Genomic DNA, 18,057 nt, shown 5'->3' with positions numbered 1-18,057 from the left:
TGATGAACAAGCCGCTGCGGCACATAGCCGTCTTCTGCGGGGTGATGGTGCTCGCCCTGCTCATCCGCGCGACGTGGGTCCAGTTCGTGAAGAGCGACACCCTGGCCAACGACTCGCACAACCGGCGGGTGCAGATCGACGCGTTCTCGCAGCCGCGCGGCGACATCGTCGTCGGCGGGCAGCCGATCACGGGGTCGGTTCAGACCCCGGGTTCCGACTTCAAGTACAAGCGGACCTACAAGGACGGCCCGATGTACGCGCCGGTCACCGGCTATCTCTCCCAGGCGCAGGGTGCGACCTTCCTGGAGGGCGTGCACGCGAAGGTGATGAACGGCAAGGACGACCGCCTGTTCTTCGACCGGGCCAAGTCCCTGTTCACCGGGGAGACCCCGCGCGGCGGCGATGTGATCACCACCATCGACCCGACCGCGCAGAAGGCCGCGTACAAGGGGCTGACGGACCTCAAGGCGAAGGGCGCGGTGGTCGCCCTCGACCCGCGCTCCGGCAAGATCCTCGCGATGGTGAGCACGCCTTCGTACGATCCCTCGGTCTTCGCCGGGATCTCGTCGAAGGAGGGCGAGGAGTTCAAGAAGCTCGACGCCGACAAGAGCAAGCCGCTCAACAACCGGGCGATCCGCGAGGTGTACCCGCCCGGCTCGACCTTCAAGATCCTCACCGCGGCCGCCGCCATCGAGCACGGTGTCGTGACGGACATCAACGCCCCCATGCCGGACGCTCCGGCCCCTTACACCCTGCCGCTCAGCTCCACCCAGGTCGGCAACGACGTGGACAACTCGCTGTGCGACAAGGTCTCCCTGAAGACCGGCATGCAGTGGTCCTGCAACAACGTGTTCCTGGACACCGCGCTGAAGACCGGCAAGGACAAGATGCGCGAGACGGCGGAGAAGTTCGGCTTCAACCAGGAGCAGTTCGTTCCGGTCCGTACCGCGAAGAGCGGCTACCCCGACAAGCTGGACAAGCCGCAGACCGCGCTGACCGGCATGGGCCAGGGCAGCCTGACCAGCACCCCGCTCCAGATGGCGATGGTGACCGCGGGCATCGCCAACAACGGCAAGGTCATGAAGCCGTACATGGTCGACGAACTGCGCGGCCCCGACCTCGCCACCCTGGAGAAGGCCAAGCCCGAGGTGCTCGACCAGGCCGTCTCCGAGGGCACTGCGAAGAAGGTGCAGGAGATGATGGAGTTCACCGCGAGCGAGGGCACGGCGAAGAAGGTGAAGATGGAGGGCGTCACCGTCGGCGGCAAGACCGGTACCGCCCAGCACGGCGCCGATGTGCGCGAGCAGCGCCCGTACGCCTGGTTCGTCTCGTACGCCAAGCAGAGCGACGGCACCTCGCCGGTGGCCGTGGCCGTGTTCGTCGACCCGTCGGACATGGACATCCAGCGCTCCGACATCGCGGGCGGCAAGCTGGGCGCCCCGATCGCGAAGGCGGTGATGGAGGCGGTGCTGAAGAAGTAACCCCTGGGTCCATGAGAGTGCCGGCGCGGCATCAACGCGTTCCATAGCAGCGCTCTGAGGGGTGCCGGGAACTGCGCGACCAGCCGCGGCCGGCCCGCAGCCGAAGAAACCGCACCTCGGGGGGTGCTCAACCCCGCTCCACAACCACCTCGTACGCAGAGTCGACCTCGGCCACCGGCGTGCCGAACCGCCCGCCCCGCAACAGCTCGCCCCAGCGCTCCGCGCTCCACTCCGCCCCCGGAGTCGTTTCGATGAAGTCCTCGACCAGGGCCAGGAAGCGGGCCGGGTCGGCGTGGAAGGGGAAGTGCCCGGCCCCTTCGAAGATTTCGAGCCGGCTGCCCGGCATGGCCGCGTGCGCTCGGTGGGCGTGCGCTTCCGGGACGACGCCGTCGCGCGAGCCCCAGATCAGCATCGTGGGCATGCCCTGGGTCAGATAGCAGCGGTCCAGCATGGTGACGACCTGGCCGCGCCAGTCGACGACCGAGCGCAGGGTGCGGACGAAGACGCTGCGGGAGCGGGCGTCGGGCAGCGCGTCCACCAGGCCGAGGAGGTCCGGGGCGTCCTGGCCGAGGTCGCTGTCGAGCAGCCGCATCAGCTCGATGACGAGCCGGGCCGGCCGGCGCATCGCGGGCCGGGAGAGCAGCGCGAGCACCAGCTCGGCGCCGGGCAGGGCCGCTGCGCGCAGCACCGGGTTGACCTCGCGGCCCACTCCCCCGGCCCCGACCAGGACGAGCCGTTCGGTCAACTCCGGGTATTGATAGGCGAATTGCATGGCAACCCCGCCGCCGAGTGAGTGCCCGACGAGGGTGGCCCGCTCGATGCCGAGGACGCCGAGCAGATCGCGGACGCCGTTGGCGTAGGCGGCCACCGAGTAGTCGGCGCGTGGTTTGTCGGAGGCGCCGTGGCCGAGCAGGTCGGGGGCGAGGACGGTGTAGCGGCGGGCGAGGCCGGGGATCAGCTCGGCCCAGGTGGCCGAGGAGTCGCCGATGCCGTGGATCAGCACGACGGGCGGCCCTTCCCCCGCGGTGCGGTACGCCCGGCGGTACCCGTGGACCACGCGGTGGCGCAGTCGCACGTCCTGGTCGCCCACCGGGCGCAGCCTTGTGCCAGTAGCCATCGACAACCTCCCCGATCGCGCCCGCACCGCGTCAACGCACGCGCTGCGCGGCCGCATTCCCGGGAACGAGCGTAGAACCAGAGTCACATGCTCGATTACCAGCAGATTTCGCCACGGACAAGCCCTGCCCTCGCACCTTTCTGCCATGTACGGTTCAACCGCGCGCCGTACGGGCGTCCGCACAACGCCGTTCTACGCGCGCAGACTTGGTGTCCCCACCACCTCGCCCCCACCCCTCATGGAGGTACGCAGGATGCTCGGAGCCAGAAGTTCCGCTCCCGCCCGACGTAAGACCGCCGGTGTGCTGACCGCGCTCGGTGCGCTGGTCGTCGCAGGTGGCGCCGTCGCCCAGGCGGCCACCCCGCCCACCCACACGGCTGTGGCCGCCACCCAGCACCGGGTGCTGTTCGACAACTCCAAGGCGGAGACGGCCGGCAACGCCGACTGGATCATCAGCACCAGCCAGCCGGACCCGCTCGGCGAGAACGCCTCCCCCCAGGCCGAGGACGACTGGACGGGCGCGCTGTCCTCGTGGGGCGTGGCGCTCCAGAAGACCGGCAACTATGCCCTGAAGACGCTGCCTTCGGGCGGCACGATCACGTACGGCACGTCGTCGGCGACGGATCTGAAGAACTTCGACACGTTCGTGATGCCGGAGCCGAACGTGCTGCTCAGCGCGGCGGAGAAGACCGCGGTGATGCAGTTTGTGAAGAACGGCGGCGGCCTGTTTCTCATATCCGACCACACCGGCTCCGACCGCAACAACGACGGCGCGGACGCGGTGGAGGTCATCAACGACCTGATGTCCGACAACAGCGTGGACAGCACGGATCCGTTCGGCTTCTCCGTGGACTCGCTCAACATCGGCACCGACAATCCGCGCGCCATCAGCGACTCGGCCGACCCGGTCCTGAACGGCTCTTTCGGAAAGGTGACCGGCAGCATCATCCGCAACGGCACCACCGTCACCCTCAAGCCGTCCGACAACCCGGCCGCCAAGGGCCTGGTCTACCGCACCGGCTCCTCCGGCAACACCGGCGCCTTCTTCGCCACCAGCACCTTCGGCAGCGGCCGGGTCGCGTTCTGGGGCGACAGCTCGCCCATCGACGACGGCACCGGCCAGCCGGGCAACACCCTGTACGACGGCTGGAACGACCCGGCGGGCACCGATGCCGCGCTCGCGCTGAACGCCACCGAATGGCTCTCGGGCGCGGCCGGCAGCGGCGGCGACCCCACGCCGTGCACCGCGGCCCAGCTGTTCGCCAACCCCGGCTTCGAATCCGGGAGTTCGGGCTGGACGGCCACCAGCGGCGTCATCAACACCAGCAGCGGCGAGCCCGCCCGCACCGGCGCTTACAAGGCCTGGCTCGGCGGCAAGGGCAGCGCGCACACCGACACCCTGGCCCAGACGGTGACGATCCCGGCGGGCTGCGCGGCCTCGCTCGCCTTCCAGCTGCACATCGACACGGCCGAGACGTCGAGCACGGCGTACGACACCCTCAAGGTGCAGGTGCTGAACGGCAGCGGGACGGTTCTGGGCACCCTCGCCACGTACTCCAACGTGAACGCGGCCAGCGGCTACGCCCTGCGCACCTTCGACCTCGGGGCCTACGCGGGGCAGACGGTGACCCTCAGGTTCACCGCCACCGAGGGCTCCAAGCTCCAGACGTCGTTCGTGATCGACGACACCGCGCTCACGGTCGGCTGAACCGGTCGCGCCGCCCGGGCTCCGGCCCGGGCGCGCGCCGTCAGCCCCGCAGCCGTACCGGCAGCGACTCGACCCCGTACACGATCGACAGCTTGCGGAAGGCGAGTTCCTCCGCCGGTACGGCCAGGCGCATCTCGGGGAAGCGGCGGACCAGGGCGGGGAAGGCGGCGCGCAGTTCCATGCGGGCCAGTTCCGCGCCGATGCAGCGGTGGATGCCGTAGCCGAAGGCGAGATGGCCGCTCGCCTTGCGGTGGGCGTCGAAGCGGCCGCCGTCCTGGGTGAACGCGGGGTCGCGGTTGGCGCCGCTGAGTGAGCAGAGGACCATGTCGCCCTTGGGGATGAGCACGCCCGCGATCTCGACGTCCTCGCGGGCGAAGCGCGGGAAGGCCAGCTGGACGACGGTGAGGTAGCGCAGCGCCTCCTCGACGAAGGTCGCGGCCGCCGCCTCGTCGTGCGCTATTCGCGCGAACGCGTCCGGGTCCTGGAGCAGTACGAGGGAGCCGAGCGCCAGCATGCTCGCGGTGGTCTCGAATCCACCGGTGAGCACGCCGTCTGCGAGGCCCGCGAGTTCGTCGTCGCCGACGCTGTCGCCGTGCTCCTTGACGATCATGCCGAGGAGGCCGTCGCCCGGGTTCTCGCGCTGCTTCTTGACGACGTCCCGGAAGTAGGACATGGAGGCGGACATCGCGCCGAACGGGGCGGTGGCCCCGCCGAACAGGTCGAAGCGCTCCATGGCGAGCTGCTGGAAGTCGTTCCGGTCCTCGTAGGGCACGCCGAGCAGTTCGCAGATGGTCAGCGAGGGGATGGGCAGCGCGAACGCCTCCACCAGGTCGACGGGCCCGTCCGCGGCCTCCATCGCGTCGAGCCGCTCCTCGACGAGGGCGTCGATGCGCGGGGTCAGCCGGCGCAGGCGTCGCATGGTGAACTCGGGCGTCAGGATGCGGCGCAGCCGGGTGTGCACCGGCGGATCGCTGAACCCGAGCCCGCCGGGGTGCTGCTCCTCGACGACGCCCGCGTTGCCCGCGAGGTGGGTGAAGTCGTTGCTGAACCCGTCGGTGGAGCCGAGCACGGCCTTGACGGCGTCGTGGCCGGTGACGACCCAGGCGTCCATTCCGAAGGGCAGCGGGACCTTGCTGACCGGCTCCTCGGCCTGCCGTGCGGTGAGCTCGGGCACCGGGTCGAGTCCGTCCCGGCGCAGCGGCATGAGCAGCGCGTCGGGCAGCAGCGAGATCGCGCCCGGGCCGATACCGCGTTTCTGGATCCTGGCAAGGTAGGTGCGCCCGAGCCACATGGTGACTCGGGAACGGAGATTTACCCTCAAGGCGGACTCCAAGGACAAGTTGTGCGGCCAGGACACCGGGTACGGGCTGAGTGGCTCAGGATAAGTGGCCCGGCGGCCCTCCCGATCCGCCAGGGGCGCAGCTCACGAGCAGTTTGCGGCCGTGACCGGCCCTCCCCCGGTGAGCGTGCGAGGGCGGAATGTCCGTTCCGGTCCCTGAGTCGACCGGCAGTCCGGCGTTCCCGCGCAGGATGGCGGAACTCAACTCGCCCGTCACACAAGCCGACCTACGGTGTCGGTACCGCCGCATCCGACTTGGGAGGAACCCCGTGCGTCTGCGCACCGCCGTCACCGCCGCGACCGCTTCGCTGGCCGTCGCCGCATCCGTGGCCGTCACCGATGCGACCGCCGCAGAAAGGGCGCCCGCGCGCGCTCCGCACGCCTGCTCCGCGTCCACGGCCATCGACGGCTTCTACGACGGCCTGGACAAAACGCTGTTTCAGGGCACGGTCGTCGGCAATCTGTCCGGTCTGGCCGTGGACACCGACGGCACCGTCGCGGCGCTGTCCGACCGTTCGCAGCTGTTCAACCTGAAGGTGGGCAGGGGCCCGGTGGCCGCTCCCGTCCGGGTCGTGCCGCTCGCCGACGAACAGGGCAGGCAGCTCGACTCGGAGGCTGTGGTCGTCGAGCGCGACGGCACCCGTCTGATCACCTCCGAGGTCGAGCCGTCCGTACGCCACTACGACCGCGACGGCAAGCTCCTCGGCCGCCTGCCCGTCCCCGACGCGCTGCGGGTCGCCCCTGCCGGACGCGCCGTCACCAACGCGACGTTCGAGGGCCTCGCCCTGCAGCCCGGCGGCCACACCCTGATCGCCTCCATGGAGGCCCCTCTGTCAGGTGACGGCAAGGACGCGGCCGGCCATTCGCTCGTACGGTTCCAGACCTGGCACCGGGGCGGCGCGAAGGGCGAGTTCGGGCTCGCCGGGCAGTACGCCTACCCCGTCGAGCCGAACGCGGGCGTGTCCGAGATCACCGCCACGGGTGACGGCCGGCTGCTCGTGCTGGAGCGCGGCTTCACCGCGGGCGTCGGCAATTCGGTACGCCTCTTCCTCGCCGACCCGCGCGGCGCGAGCGAGGTGAGCAGGGTCGAGAACCTGCCGGGCAAGGCCAAGGTCATGCGCAAGACGCTGCTCGCCGACCTCGCCGCCTGCCCCTCGCTCGGCGCGACGGCCAAGCAGCCGCAGCCCAACCCGCTGCTCGACAACATCGAGGGCCTGGCCGTCACCGGCCGCACCTGGGACGGCCGGCTGCGGCTGCTCCTGGTCAGCGACGACAACGAGAACCCGGCGCAGATCACCCGCCTCTACTCGCTGACGGTCCGGCTGCCGCGCCACGTGTGATCGCTCGGGCGGGGCCGGGTGAACGCGCCCGGCCCCGCGTCCCCCGGACCACCGCGCCCTGGGGTGTATTCATTCGCCTATGGCACGTTTTAGACCGGGCAAATATTTCGTACGTCACCTCATTTCGCTCCTCGTGATCCTGCTGGCCGCCGTCGTGGGGGTGTTGCTGTACTTCAACGAGCGTGATGTGCGCCAGCAGGAGCACACGCTGGGCGACCAGCGGGCGGCCAACGGCGTGCACGTCGACACCAGCATCCAGAAGGTCGACCCGGTCGCCCGGGAGCTGACACTGCGGGTCCTGGTGCTCCCCGAGGGCACGTTGCGCGAGCAGGGCGATCCGTACACCCCGGCGGTCGACCTGAGGGTGGAGACGTCGTCACTGATCCGGGGCAGCCTCGACTTCAAGGCCGGCCGGCAGGTCTCGTACCAGGACGTGAAGGTGAGCCTGGACGGCGGTTCCGTCTCGGACTACCCCTTCGACCGGTACTCGACCTCCATCGGCTTCGCCGCCGAGGCGGCGGGCAAGGAGGTGCCGGTCGCCGTCTCGCTGCGCGACGTCGACGCGTTCTTCAAGCCGACGATCGTCAGCCGCAGCCAGGACCACGGGTTCGCGTCGTTCGAGATCCGGGTCGGCCGCTCGCGGGCCACCTTCATCTGGGCCTGGTTCATGATGTTCATCATGTGGGGGCTCGCCCTCGCGGTGCTCGGCGCCAGCTGGGTGATCATCGACCAGCACCGGGGGCTCGTATGGCCGGCGATGGCCTGGATGGCGGCCACCCTGTTCGCTCTGGCCGGCTTCCGCAACGCGGCCCCGGGCAGCCCTCCGGTCGGCTGCCTGCTCGACTACGCGGCGTTCCTGTGGGCCGAGGCCATCATCTCCGCCTGCCTGGTGGCGGTAGCGGTGACCGGCATCATCTCCGAAACCCACCGCAGAACCGAGGAGGCCCCGGAGGTCCACCCGGACCACCACACGGACAGCCATGGGGCGGGGGATGCGGGAGACGGGGGCGGGCACTGAGCCCGCCTTCGACTGGCAGATGATTCCGCACAGTTGGGCGCCGGATCCCGGATTCCTGACGCCGCGTCATTCCCGACGGCGTCCGGCCCGGCGCCAGATCAGCACCATGCCGAGCACCAGAATGACCACCGCGACGACCACGATCACGCCCTTGATGGCGAAGTCCATGAGCAGATGGTGAGCCAGGCCGTCGGAGCCGGCCGCGAAGGCGTTCACCGCCGGCCGCCCGGGCGCCGGGCGGAGCCGGATCCGCCCTCAAGGCGCCGGGCGGCCGCGCGCAGGGCCGCCCGCGCCGCGGGCTCGGCAAGGCGCCGGGCCTCGCCGAGACGGCCGCGGCGCTTGAGCACGAGCGCCCCGGCGAACGCCAACAGGGCCAGCACCACGACCGCGCCCGCGATCAGCGCGAACCTGATGAGCATGAGGTTGAGATACGTCTCCATGGGGGACCTCCGGTCGGACACGTTGTATCACGCTTGTGATAGAAGCCAATTTATCACGAGCGTGATAAAAAGAGGCCATGCCCAAGTACGTGGATCCCGAAGCCCGCCGCCGCGAGGTCGTCGACGCCCTTTTCCGAGTGGTCGTACGCGAAGGGCTGCAGCGGGCCTCGCTGCGCGTCGTCGCGGACGAGGCCGGACTCAACATCGGCTCCCTGCGGCACTACTTCGCCAGTCAGCAGGAGCTGATGGAGTTCGCGATGCGCTCGATGCTGGAGCGGGTCGGCGGCCGGCTGCTGCGCCGGGTGGAGGAGATCGGCACCCTCGCCGAGCACGCGGCGGCCGAGCAGCGCAGGCTCGCCGCCGACCTGCTGTGCGAACTGCTCCCGCTGGACGAGCGCCGCCGCGCGGAGGTCACCGTCTTCATCGACTTCGTCACCGCCGCCCGCACCAACCCGGCGCTCGACGGCCTCGCCCAGGAAGCGGCGGTCGGCGCCCGGAGCCTGGTCCGCCGGGTCCTGGTACGCCTCGACGAATCGGGGGCCGTGCGCCCCGGGCTCGACCTCGATCAGGAAACCGAGCGGCTCGCCGCGCTCGTCGACGGGCTCGGCCTGGGCGCGGCCCTGCACCCGGACGTGCTCGCGCCCGAGACCTCCGCGAGCGTGCTGCACGCCCACCTGGAGAGCCTGCGCCCACCCGGCGCGTGAGGGCCGCACAACACGACCGCCCCGGCCGGAAGGGATCCGGCCGGGGCGGCGGTGTGCTCAACTGGCGTCCCCCGCAGGGGAGTTGGGTCAGGACAGGCTCGCGATGGCCTGGTTCAGGGTGGCCGACGGGCGCATGACCGCGGAGGCCTTGGCGGCGTCCGGCTGGTAGTAGCCGCCGATGTCGACCGGCGAGCCCTGCACCGCGATGAGCTCGTCGACGATGGTCGACTCCTGCTCGGTCAGCGTCTTGGCCAGGGCCACGAACGCCCCCGCGAGCTGCGCGTCCTCGGTCTGCTTGGCCAGCTCCTGCGCCCAGTACAGAGCGAGGTAGAAGTGGCTGCCGCGGTTGTCGATGCCGCCCAGCTTGCGGCTCGGCGACTTGTCCTCGTTGAGGAAGGTGCCGGTGGCGCGGTCGAGGGTGTCGGCGAGGATCTGGGCGCGCGCGTTGCCCGTGGTCGTCGCGAGGTGCTCGAAGCTGACCGCGAGCGCGAGGAACTCGCCCAGGCTGTCCCAGCGCAGGTAGTTCTCCTTGACCAACTGCTGGACGTGCTTGGGGGCCGAGCCGCCGGCGCCCGTCTCGAAGAGGCCGCCGCCGTTCATCAGCGGGACCACCGAGAGCATCTTGGCGCTGGTGCCCAGCTCCAGGATCGGGAACAGGTCGGTCAGGTAGTCGCGCAGCACGTTGCCGGTGACCGAGATGGTGTTCTCGCCGCGGCGGATGCGCTCCAGGGAGAACGCGGTCGCCTCGACCGGCGACATGATCTCGATCCGCAGGCCCTCGGTGTCGTGCTCGGCGAGGTAGGTGCGGACCTTCTCGATGAGGACGGCGTCGTGCGCGCGGCCCTCGTCGAGCCAGAACACGGCCGGGTCGCCGGTGGCGCGGGCGCGGGTGACGGCGAGCTTGACCCAGTCCTGGATGGGCAGGTCCTTGGTCTGGCAGGCGCGGAAGATGTCGCCCTCGGCGACCTCCTGCTCCAGGACCACGTTGCCCGCGGCGTCCACGAGGCGGACGGTGCCCGCGGCCGGGATCTCGAAGGTCTTGTCGTGACTGCCGTACTCCTCGGCCTTCTGCGCCATCAGGCCGACGTTGGGCACGGAGCCCATCGTGGCCGGGTCGAAGGCGCCGTGCGCGCGGCAGTCGTCGATGACGACCTGGTACACGCCGGAGTAGCTGCTGTCCGGCAGCACCGCGAGGGTGTCGGCCTCGGCACCGTCCGGGCCCCACATGTGGCCGGAGGTACGGATCATGGCCGGCATCGAGGCGTCGACGATGACGTCGGACGGTACGTGCAGGTTGGTGATGCCGCGGTCCGAGTCGACCATCGCGAGGGCCGGGCCCTCGGTGAGCTCGGCCTCGAAGGCCGCCTTGATCTCGGCGCCGATGTGCGGCACGCCGTCGAGGCCCTTGAGGATGGCGCCGAGGCCGTCGTTCGGGGACAGACCGGCGGCGGCGAGCACGTCACCGTACTTGTCGAACGTCTTCGGGAAGAAGGCGCGCACCACGTGGCCGAAGACGATCGGGTCGGAGACCTTCATCATCGTGGCCTTGAGGTGCACCGAGAACAGCACGCCCTCGGCCTTGGCGCGGGCGATCTGCGCGGCGAGGAACTCGCGCAGCTGGGCCACGCGCATCACGGAGGCGTCGACGACCTCGCCCGCGAGGACAGGTACGGACTCGCGCAGCACGGTGGTGGTGCCGTCCGCGGCGGCGAGCTCGATGCGCAGCGAGCCGGCCTCGGCGACGACCGCGGACTTCTCGGTGGACCGGAAGTCGTCTCCGCCCATGGTGGCGACGTTCGTCTTCGAGTCGGAGGTCCACTTGCCCATGCGGTGCGGGTGGGCCTTGGCGTAGTTCTTGACCGACGCGGGGGCGCGGCGGTCGGAGTTGCCCTCGCGCAGGACCGGGTTGACGGCGCTGCCCTTGATCTTGTCGTAGCGCGCGCGGACGTCCTTGTCCTGGTCGCTCTGCGGGTCGTCCGGGTAGTCCGGCAGCGCGTAGCCCTGGCCCTGCAGCTCGGCGACGGCGGCCTTGAGCTGCGGGATGGAGGCCGACACGTTCGGCAGCTTGATGATGTTCGCGCCGGGCGTCTTCGCCAGCTCGCCGAGCTCGGCGAGGGCGTCGTCGATCCGCTGACTCTCCTCAAGGAACTCGGGGAAGCTCGCGATGATGCGCCCCGCGAGGGAGATGTCACGGGTCTCCACAGTGACACCGGCGGTCGAGGCGTACGCCTGGATCACGGGCAGGAACGAATGCGTCGCCAGGGCCGGCGCCTCGTCAGTGTGGGTGTAGATGATGGTCGAGTCAGTCACCGGGTGCTCCGCTCCACGTCTGCAACATTGCTCGACATCAAGATATCTCGTGATCGCCCCGGGTCACGACGGGGGCCCGGCCCGAGCCCCGGGTCAGCAGGGTGCGGCGGACAGCGGGGGCTCTCGGTTCACGGCCGTACGGCACGCGCCTCGAAGCGGCCCCGGCCCAGCTCTATGACGAAGGAGACCTGCTGGCCCTCGGAGAGCGTCCGGGTCTCCCCCTCGATGTCCTCCCGCCGCACATAGATGGCGTCGCGCCGCCCCATCGGCACGACGAATCCGTAGCCCTTCTCACGGTCGAAGTACTGGACGATTCCCTCGCACCTCTCGCTCATTGCCTCACTCCTCGGGTGATCGCTTCCACGGCCCCCGAGGGGTCGCGAAAGGGGGAACCGGCTGGGTTCGCACAAAGGATTCGGGTTCACAGGGATGAGGACGGGACGCGGCCTCCCGCGCCGGGACAGGCCCTGCCCGCGAGGGGCTCCTGCCGTCCTGGAAAGAGAACTGTCCACGCTCGTCCATGGCGCCCGGCCACAGCCCGACGCCCGCCGAAGCGGACAAGTTTCTTACCGGTAGGTATACCGTCGTTCACGGCGTTTGATACCTCCAGGATGCCGCCGTCCGGACGTCCGGAAAAGCGCCTGCTCCGGCTTCGTGCGGCGGCCCGGCGTAAGGCCCGCGTCAATTCCGGCGGGCGGCACATCAGCGGTCCGTCAAGGTGTGGCGCCCTATGTGGTGCGGACCCATAGCGTCCTGCCCCATGGGACGACAGACCACCCGCAATGTGGCGGGACGCGGCACCGCACCCCAGCGCGGAGCCGAAGCAGTGGTGTACGACACCACGTGGGCCGGCGAGGCCCGCTCGGCGGTGGGCTGCGCGGGAGTGCTGCTCGGCCTGCTCCTGGCCATCGACGCCGGAGCCGGCACCCTCGGCGTCGTGCGCGCCGTGCTGTGGGCCGTTCTCGCCGCCCTGCTGTTCGTCGTGCTGTGGCCCGCCCGGGTGTCGGTCGGGCCGGGCCGCCTGGTCTCACGGGGGCTGCTGCGGCGGGCCGAGGTCCGCACCGACCGCCTGGTGTCGGTGCGCTGGTCCGACGGCGTCGCCCAGCGTCTGGTGCTGCGGGACACCGAAGGCCACCGGGCCGAGCTCGACCCGAAGGTGCTCGTCGCCAATCCCCCCATGTGGCACGTCCTCGACCGGGACGCCCGCACCAGCCTCGACCAGGACGTCCTTCGCTGCGGCGAGATGGCCCTGCGCCAGATGGCCGCCCGGGTCGACCGCGAGACGGCCCGCACGGTCTTCAAGCTCTCCGGTCTCCGCTAGGCGCGACAGCCTCCGACGTCGGCGGCACCCGATGTGATGACGTCCCGTCAGCCCGAAGTGCCCAAGCCTGCATACCGGTTACGTCGCGCAACCCGGGCAATCCCCCGGCCGAGGCGGCCCGACACCGGCCCACCTGCGAGGACGCTCTGCCCATGGGGCAGGATGGCAGCCCGTTCCGTGTGCGTACCGCCCGAACGAGGCTCCAGGCAGCACGGTCTGACAGGCGACAAGGTGACAAAGTGACGACACATCACATACGGCGATCGACGGCGCCCCTCGCTCAACTCCCGGCCCCTTGCCGCCCGGAGTGTGTCCGTTGAACCGGGGCCTCGTGCTGCACGACTGGGTGGTGGCGTCCATAGCGATGGCCGCGGGCATAGCGGCCGGGCTGCTCCTGCGCGTACTGCTGAGATGGCTGGGCAAGCAGGCCCGAAGAACGCAGTGGACCGGGGACGACATCATCGTCGACGCGCTGCGCACCATCGCACCCTGGGCGGCCACGGTCGCGGGCACGGCGGTGGCGGCCTCGGCGCTGCCCCTCACCACACGGGTCGCGGGCATCGTCAACCACTCGCTGACCGCCCTGCTCATCCTCGTCATCACCCTCACAGCGGCCCGGGTCGTCGCGGGGCTCGTCCAGTCCCTGGCGCAGTCCCGGACCGGGGTGGCCGGCTCGGCCACGATCTTCGTCAACATCACACGGGTCGTGGTCGTCGCGATGGGCGTCCTGGTCGCCCTCGAAACCGTGGGCGTCTCCATAGCGCCGCTGCTCACTGCCCTCGGAGTGGGCGGCCTCGCGGTCGCCCTGGCTCTCCAGGACACCCTCGCCAACCTCTTCGCGGGAGTGCACATCCTGGCGTCGAAGACGGTGCAGCCCGGTGACTACATCCGGCTCAGCAGCGGCGAGGAGGGCTATGTCGTCGACATCAACTGGCGCAACACGGTGGTGCGCAACCTGTCGAACAACCTCGTGATCATCCCCAATGGCCGCCTCGCCCGCACGAACATGACCAACTACGCGCGCCCGGAACAGGAGTTGACGGTCCTGGTGCAGGTGGGGGTCGGCTACGACAGCGACTTGGAGCACGTCGAGCGGGTCACCCTGGAGGTCGTGGACGGCGTGATGGCGGACATCACGGGTGCGCTGCCCGGTCACGAGGCCGCGGTCCGCTTCCATACGTTCGCCGACTCCAGGATCAACTTCACGGTCATCCTGGGAGTGGGCGAGTTCAGCGACCAGTACCGGATCAAGCACGAGTTCATCAAGCGGCTGCACCGGCGGTACCGGGCGGAGGGCATCTCGATCCCCGCCCCGACCCGGACCGTCTCCCTCCAGCAGGACCTGTCCGAGTCCGCTTCCGTGCCGGTGTCCGGGTCGGCGTCGGCGTCGGCGTCGGCGTCCGGATCTGGATCCGCGTTCCCGCATCAGCGCGAGGCTCCTCCCTCGGCGCTGTCGGACCCGCAGCGCTGAGCGTTGATCGCGGCGCCGCGCACCACCTGAGGACGGCTTGTGGGGGTGTGCGTGAGGACGGCCTGTGGGGGTGTGCGTGTGCCGCGCACATGCGCTGGGCGGCACACGTCCCTGCGGGTCAGCCGCCCTGTCAGTGCCCGGTGGTAGCGTCGATGTCATGACGCCGGAAGAGCTCGCCAACCTCGTGCACCTGCGCCGAGCACGGGATCTCATCGACCGCGAGTACGCCAAGCCCCTCGACGTGCCGACCATGGCCCAGCACGCGCTCATGTCGCCGGCACACTTCTCGCGGCAGTTCCGGGCCGCCTACGGCGAGACCCCGTACAGCTATCTCATGACCCGCCGGATCGAGCGGGCGATGGCGCTGTTGCGTGAGGGCATGAGTGTGACGGACGCGTGCATGGCGGTCGGCTGTACGTCGCTGGGTTCGTTCAGCTCTCGGTTCACCGAGGTGGTCGGCGAGACGCCGAGCGCATACCGCGGCCGGGGGCACGACGCGGTCGCGGCGATGCCCGCGTGCGTGGCGAAGGTGCGCACCCGGCCGACCAGAAATCCTCCGAGCGCACCGAGCAGGATTCGAGAAGCGGGCGACAACGCCGCCGCCTAACGTTGACGGCATGACCATCGCACTCCAGTACTGCCACATCACCGTCAACGACGTGGACGAGTCGCTCGGCTTCTACCGCGACGCACTCGGCCTCGAAGTGCGCAACGACGTCGCGTCCGGCGGATTCCGCTGGGTCACCCTCGGCAGCCCGACCCAGCCGGGGCTCGAGATCGTCCTTTCGGAGCCGCACGCCGGCCGTTCCCAGGCCGACGGCGATGCCATGCAGGAGCTGCTCACCAAGGGGGTCCTGCCGATGTGGGTCTTCAGGACGGACGATCTCGACACGACCTTCGAGAAGGTACGGGCCTCGGGCGCCGAGGTGCTCCAGGAGCCCATCGACCAGCCGTGGGGCCCGCGCGACTGCGGCTTCCGCGACCCCTCCGGCAACCTGGTCAAGATCCAGCAGGAGTCCAAGGCCTGAGGCGGCTTGGTCGGCGGGCTCCATAGGGCGGCCGCCCCTTCCGCAGTCCGCGGGCGGCGACCCGACCGACCTCGAAGCCGTTCTGGCCGGAACTGCCGTCTGTTTCACGGGACTTGAGGCACGGGTCCCGGTTCCGGCCTCAGTGGAACGGGCCGGTGCGGAGGCCGAAGTCCAGGGGATCCGTCCAGCTGACGGTGCAGCTGCCGTCGGGACGCTCGGACAGCACGGTCAGATCGACGAGCGGGGCGCCCCGGGAGGACGTCTGCGCGTACGCCCCGAATGCGAACAGCGCCGCACCGGCCGCCACCACCCCCGGAACAGACCGATCCGTCACCCCGGCCGGGCCGGGGGTGCCCCAGGGTCCGCCGTCGGAGCCGGAGCAGGGGCCGGCTCCGTCAGTACGCCCTCGGCCATGGCGGCCCCGGCCAGCCTGTCCCGCAGGCGGGCGGTGCGTATGGGCGTCGTCCACACCAGTCCCCCACTGCCGGGCCGCGTCGACACCCCGGGCGAGCCAGGGACACCGCAGCACCACAGCACGCCGTCGGGCCCGGGTCCGACGGCATCGTGGCGCATACGGGTCACGACCGCGGCCAGCGGACGCAGTTCCTCGCGCCCAGGATCGGCGCAGGATCACGGCGATCGTCTGCCGGGACCGGGGCACCACGACCGCGCGGTACGCCGTCCAGGGCGCCGACGCCAGCGCCCGCCGCATCCGTCCGGCGACGGAAAGTGCCCCGATGCCGATCGCGAACACGGCCACGCCCAGCGCGACGAGGATGCTGACGAGCACACCCGGAGGGTGGCGTACGGCGGCGGCGAGCACCACCGCGAAGACCACTGATCCGGTCCCGCCCTCTACGCATCGCCAGACCCCGGCCCGGTAGTGCCTCAACGCCCGCCGGGTGTCGGCCAGTTGGAGCGCGCTGCTGTGGGACACGGTGCCGATGGCAGATCTGTGGGCGCCCCTCATGGATGACGGTTCCGATCGCTCCGGGTCTGTGGCCGCTGAGATCAGCCCGCCCGCCGTTCACCCGGAAGCCGTCGGACCAACCACCATGGGACCGACCGCCGTGAAGCCAACCGCCAGGGGGCCGACCGCCACGGGGTCACTTGGCCGCGGTCACCGCTTTGAGCTCGTCGAGGGACTCACGTATGAGGTGCCCGAGGTCTCGCTCGTTGGATTCGCTGATCCAGCGACCGAACGCGACCTTGAAGACGGCGACGCCCGCCTCGGCGGTCAGACTCGCGGCCGGCTCCCCGACTCCACGTCGGCGCAACGTGTCGGCGAGTGCCGCGGACAACGACGCGAGTTTGACCAACTCGCGTTCCTGGAGCTCCGCATTGGCGGCGATGACGGCCTGCCGCTGCTGGGCGATCTCCCGGCGGTCCGCGAACATCACGGTGATGGCGTCGAGGGCCGCCGCCATCGCGTCGATCGGCGCCGCGGACTCGGGGGCGTCGGCGAGGTGCTTGGCAAACAGCTCCTCCAGCGGGCTCGCGCCCGGGAACAGCACCTCGCGCTTGTCGGCGAAGTGCCGGAAGAACGTCCGCTCCGTGAGCCCCGCCCTCTTGGCGATCTCCGCCACCGTGGCCTGCTCGAACCCGCGCTCGCCATAGAGCTCCAGTGCGGCCTGTTCCAGCCTGCCGCGCGCGTTCGGTTCCCATCGACCCATGCCCACGATCTTACGTGATGACAGTGACAGACATCAGGTGTACGGTTTGATGACAGTCACTGACATGGCTCGCGCCGGGGGCACCCCTCGGCACGGGCGGTCGGTTTACCTGGAGGTTTTCTCATGCGTGTTTTCGTTACAGGTGCGTCCGGCTGGATCGGCTCCCCTATCACGTCCGAACTCATCGGCGCGGGCCACCAGGTGGTCGGCCTCGCCCGCTCGGACGCTTCGGCCGCCGCCCTCGCCAAGGCCGGCGCCGAGGTCCGTCGCGGCACGCTTGACGATCTCGACGGCCTGCACGAGGCGGCCGCCGCGTCGGACGGCGTGATCCACCTCGCGTTCAAGCACGACATCGCCTTCTCGGGCGACTTCCGGGGCGCCGCCGACGCGGATCGGCGTGCCGTCGAGGTGCTCGGCGGGGCGCTGGCGGGGTCCGGTCGGCCGTTCGTCGTCGCCTCCGGCACGCCGAGGGCACTCGGCCGGGTGGCGACCGAGGAGGACCGGCACGTCGCCGATCCGTTGGTGGCCGCCGAGGGCGGTCCGGACACGCGGTCGGCCACCGGCGAGTTGGCGCTCTCCCTGGCTTCCCGAGGTATCCGGTCCTCCATCGTGCGGCTGCCGATCAACCACGGCGAAGGAGACCCGGGCTTCCTGGCAACGCTGGTAGGTACAGCCCGTGCGAAGGGGGTCTCCGCCTACATAGGCGACGGCGCCAACCGCTGGCCCGCCGTCCACCGCCTCGACTCCGCGCACCTGTTCCGCCTCGCCCTGGAAAAGGCCCCCGCGGGGTCGGCGCTGCACAGCGTGGCGGACGAGGGCGTACCGATCCGCGACATCGCCGAGGTCATAGGCCGTCACCTCAACTTGCCGGTGGTGTCCATCTCCCCGGAGGACGCGCCCGGACACTTCACCTGGCTCGCGGACTTCCTCGCAGCCGACTTCCCGGCCTCCAGCACACTGACCCGCGAGCTGCTGGGGTGGGAGCCCACTCAGCCGCGGCTGATGGAAGATCTGGAGAAGGGGCACTACTTCCGCGAGCCGGCCGCCTGATCCAACCTGGCGCGGACATGCCCTGCACCTCGCGCGGCGCAGGGCTGTGGCGCACCT

At 70.4% G+C, this 18,057-nt stretch carries 18 protein-coding genes; 10 read left to right on the top strand and 8 right to left on the bottom strand.

Annotation, left to right across the window (positions count from 1 at the left end; translation table 11 throughout):
* Window positions 1–2: 2 nt before the first annotated feature.
* Window positions 3–1,481 (top strand): peptidoglycan D,D-transpeptidase FtsI family protein, encoded by a 1,479-nt coding sequence (locus ACSHXC_RS33875; RefSeq protein WP_438295170.1) that lies wholly within the window; start codon window positions 3–5, stop codon window positions 1,479–1,481.
* 127 nt (window positions 1,482–1,608) lie between these two features.
* Here ACSHXC_RS33875 and ACSHXC_RS33870 read toward each other — a convergent pair whose 3' ends face one another.
* Window positions 1,609–2,598, bottom strand: coding sequence for an alpha/beta fold hydrolase (locus ACSHXC_RS33870; protein ID WP_438295169.1), 990 nt, complete (start codon window positions 2,596–2,598; stop codon window positions 1,609–1,611).
* 253 nt (window positions 2,599–2,851) lie between these two features.
* On the opposite strand from ACSHXC_RS33870, the gene ACSHXC_RS33865 reads away from it, so the two are divergent.
* Complete coding sequence (locus ACSHXC_RS33865; protein ID WP_438296980.1) at window positions 2,852–4,306, top strand: hydrolase; 1,455 nt, start codon at window positions 2,852–2,854, stop codon at window positions 4,304–4,306.
* 40 nt (window positions 4,307–4,346) lie between these two features.
* Here the strand turns inward: ACSHXC_RS33865 and ACSHXC_RS33860 are convergent, their stop codons facing one another.
* Window positions 4,347–5,597, bottom strand: coding sequence for a cytochrome P450 (locus ACSHXC_RS33860; RefSeq protein WP_438296978.1), 1,251 nt, complete (start codon window positions 5,595–5,597; stop codon window positions 4,347–4,349).
* Between the two features lie 317 nt (window positions 5,598–5,914).
* Between ACSHXC_RS33860 and ACSHXC_RS33855 the strand changes: the two genes are divergently transcribed.
* Complete coding sequence (locus ACSHXC_RS33855; protein WP_438295168.1) at window positions 5,915–6,985, top strand: esterase-like activity of phytase family protein; 1,071 nt, start codon at window positions 5,915–5,917, stop codon at window positions 6,983–6,985.
* A 79-nt stretch (window positions 6,986–7,064) separates the two neighbouring features.
* A complete protein-coding gene (locus tag ACSHXC_RS33850) occupies window positions 7,065–8,003 on the top strand; it encodes a DUF4436 family protein (protein WP_438295167.1) in 939 nt (312 codons plus the stop codon).
* Window positions 8,004–8,069: 66 nt separating this feature from the next.
* Here ACSHXC_RS33850 and ACSHXC_RS33845 read toward each other — a convergent pair whose 3' ends face one another.
* Together ACSHXC_RS33845 and ACSHXC_RS33840 are read right to left on the bottom strand one after the other, a co-directional pair.
* A complete protein-coding gene (locus ACSHXC_RS33845) occupies window positions 8,070–8,219 on the bottom strand; it encodes a hypothetical protein (protein WP_438295166.1) in 150 nt (49 codons plus the stop codon).
* Window positions 8,216–8,443 carry a hypothetical protein gene (locus ACSHXC_RS33840; RefSeq protein ID WP_438295165.1) on the bottom strand — a complete coding sequence of 76 codons (228 nt, stop codon included), beginning with the start codon at window positions 8,441–8,443 and terminating at the stop codon, window positions 8,216–8,218. The genes ACSHXC_RS33845 and ACSHXC_RS33840 overlap by 4 nt, the downstream gene beginning before the upstream one ends.
* A gap of 77 nt (window positions 8,444–8,520) precedes the next feature.
* On the opposite strand from ACSHXC_RS33840, the gene ACSHXC_RS33835 reads away from it, so the two are divergent.
* The gene (locus tag ACSHXC_RS33835) at window positions 8,521–9,147 is read left to right on the top strand and encodes a TetR/AcrR family transcriptional regulator (RefSeq protein ID WP_438295164.1); all 627 of its coding nucleotides are present in this window, start codon (window positions 8,521–8,523) and stop codon (window positions 9,145–9,147) included.
* Between the two features lie 87 nt (window positions 9,148–9,234).
* On the opposite strand, the gene ACSHXC_RS33830 is transcribed toward ACSHXC_RS33835, so the two are convergent.
* Both ACSHXC_RS33830 and ACSHXC_RS33825 read right to left on the bottom strand, forming a co-directional pair.
* Window positions 9,235–11,457: an NADP-dependent isocitrate dehydrogenase gene (locus ACSHXC_RS33830; RefSeq protein WP_438295163.1), complete on the bottom strand. Its 2,223-nt coding sequence runs from the start codon at window positions 11,455–11,457 to the stop codon at window positions 9,235–9,237.
* 128 nt (window positions 11,458–11,585) lie between these two features.
* The gene (locus ACSHXC_RS33825) at window positions 11,586–11,792 is read right to left on the bottom strand and encodes a cold shock domain-containing protein (RefSeq protein WP_438295162.1); all 207 of its coding nucleotides are present in this window, start codon (window positions 11,790–11,792) and stop codon (window positions 11,586–11,588) included.
* A 425-nt stretch (window positions 11,793–12,217) separates the two neighbouring features.
* Between ACSHXC_RS33825 and ACSHXC_RS33820 the strand changes: the two genes are divergently transcribed.
* From ACSHXC_RS33820 to ACSHXC_RS33805, 4 genes are all read left to right on the top strand, one after another.
* Window positions 12,218–12,778: a hypothetical protein gene (locus tag ACSHXC_RS33820; RefSeq protein ID WP_438295161.1), complete on the top strand. Its 561-nt coding sequence runs from the start codon at window positions 12,218–12,220 to the stop codon at window positions 12,776–12,778.
* Between the two features lie 316 nt (window positions 12,779–13,094).
* Entirely contained in the window at window positions 13,095–14,249 is a 1,155-nt protein-coding gene (locus tag ACSHXC_RS33815; RefSeq protein WP_438295160.1) for a mechanosensitive ion channel family protein, read from the top strand.
* 157 nt (window positions 14,250–14,406) lie between these two features.
* Window positions 14,407–14,856 (top strand): helix-turn-helix transcriptional regulator, encoded by a 450-nt coding sequence (locus ACSHXC_RS33810; protein ID WP_438295159.1) that lies wholly within the window; start codon window positions 14,407–14,409, stop codon window positions 14,854–14,856.
* A 10-nt stretch (window positions 14,857–14,866) separates the two neighbouring features.
* The gene (locus tag ACSHXC_RS33805; protein WP_438295158.1) at window positions 14,867–15,277 is read left to right on the top strand and encodes a VOC family protein; all 411 of its coding nucleotides are present in this window, start codon (window positions 14,867–14,869) and stop codon (window positions 15,275–15,277) included.
* A gap of 139 nt (window positions 15,278–15,416) precedes the next feature.
* Here ACSHXC_RS33805 and ACSHXC_RS33800 read toward each other — a convergent pair whose 3' ends face one another.
* Together ACSHXC_RS33800 and ACSHXC_RS33795 are read right to left on the bottom strand one after the other, a co-directional pair.
* The gene (locus ACSHXC_RS33800; RefSeq protein ID WP_438295157.1) at window positions 15,417–16,214 is read right to left on the bottom strand and encodes a hypothetical protein; all 798 of its coding nucleotides are present in this window, start codon (window positions 16,212–16,214) and stop codon (window positions 15,417–15,419) included.
* Between the two features lie 169 nt (window positions 16,215–16,383).
* Window positions 16,384–16,950, bottom strand: a complete 567-nt coding sequence (locus ACSHXC_RS33795) for a TetR family transcriptional regulator (RefSeq protein WP_438295156.1) — start codon at window positions 16,948–16,950, stop codon at window positions 16,384–16,386.
* A gap of 123 nt (window positions 16,951–17,073) precedes the next feature.
* Between ACSHXC_RS33795 and ACSHXC_RS33790 the strand changes: the two genes are divergently transcribed.
* Entirely contained in the window at window positions 17,074–18,000 is a 927-nt protein-coding gene (locus tag ACSHXC_RS33790) for an SDR family oxidoreductase (RefSeq protein WP_438295155.1), read from the top strand.
* The last annotated feature ends 57 nt before the right edge of the window (window positions 18,001–18,057 follow it).

Source organism: Streptomyces sp. HUAS TT7 (assembly GCF_051550175.1).
GTDB lineage: Bacteria > Actinomycetota > Actinomycetes > Streptomycetales > Streptomycetaceae > Streptomyces.
The sequence above is the reverse complement of the archived record's forward strand: the minus strand, read 5'-3'. Positions and strand labels throughout refer to the sequence as shown.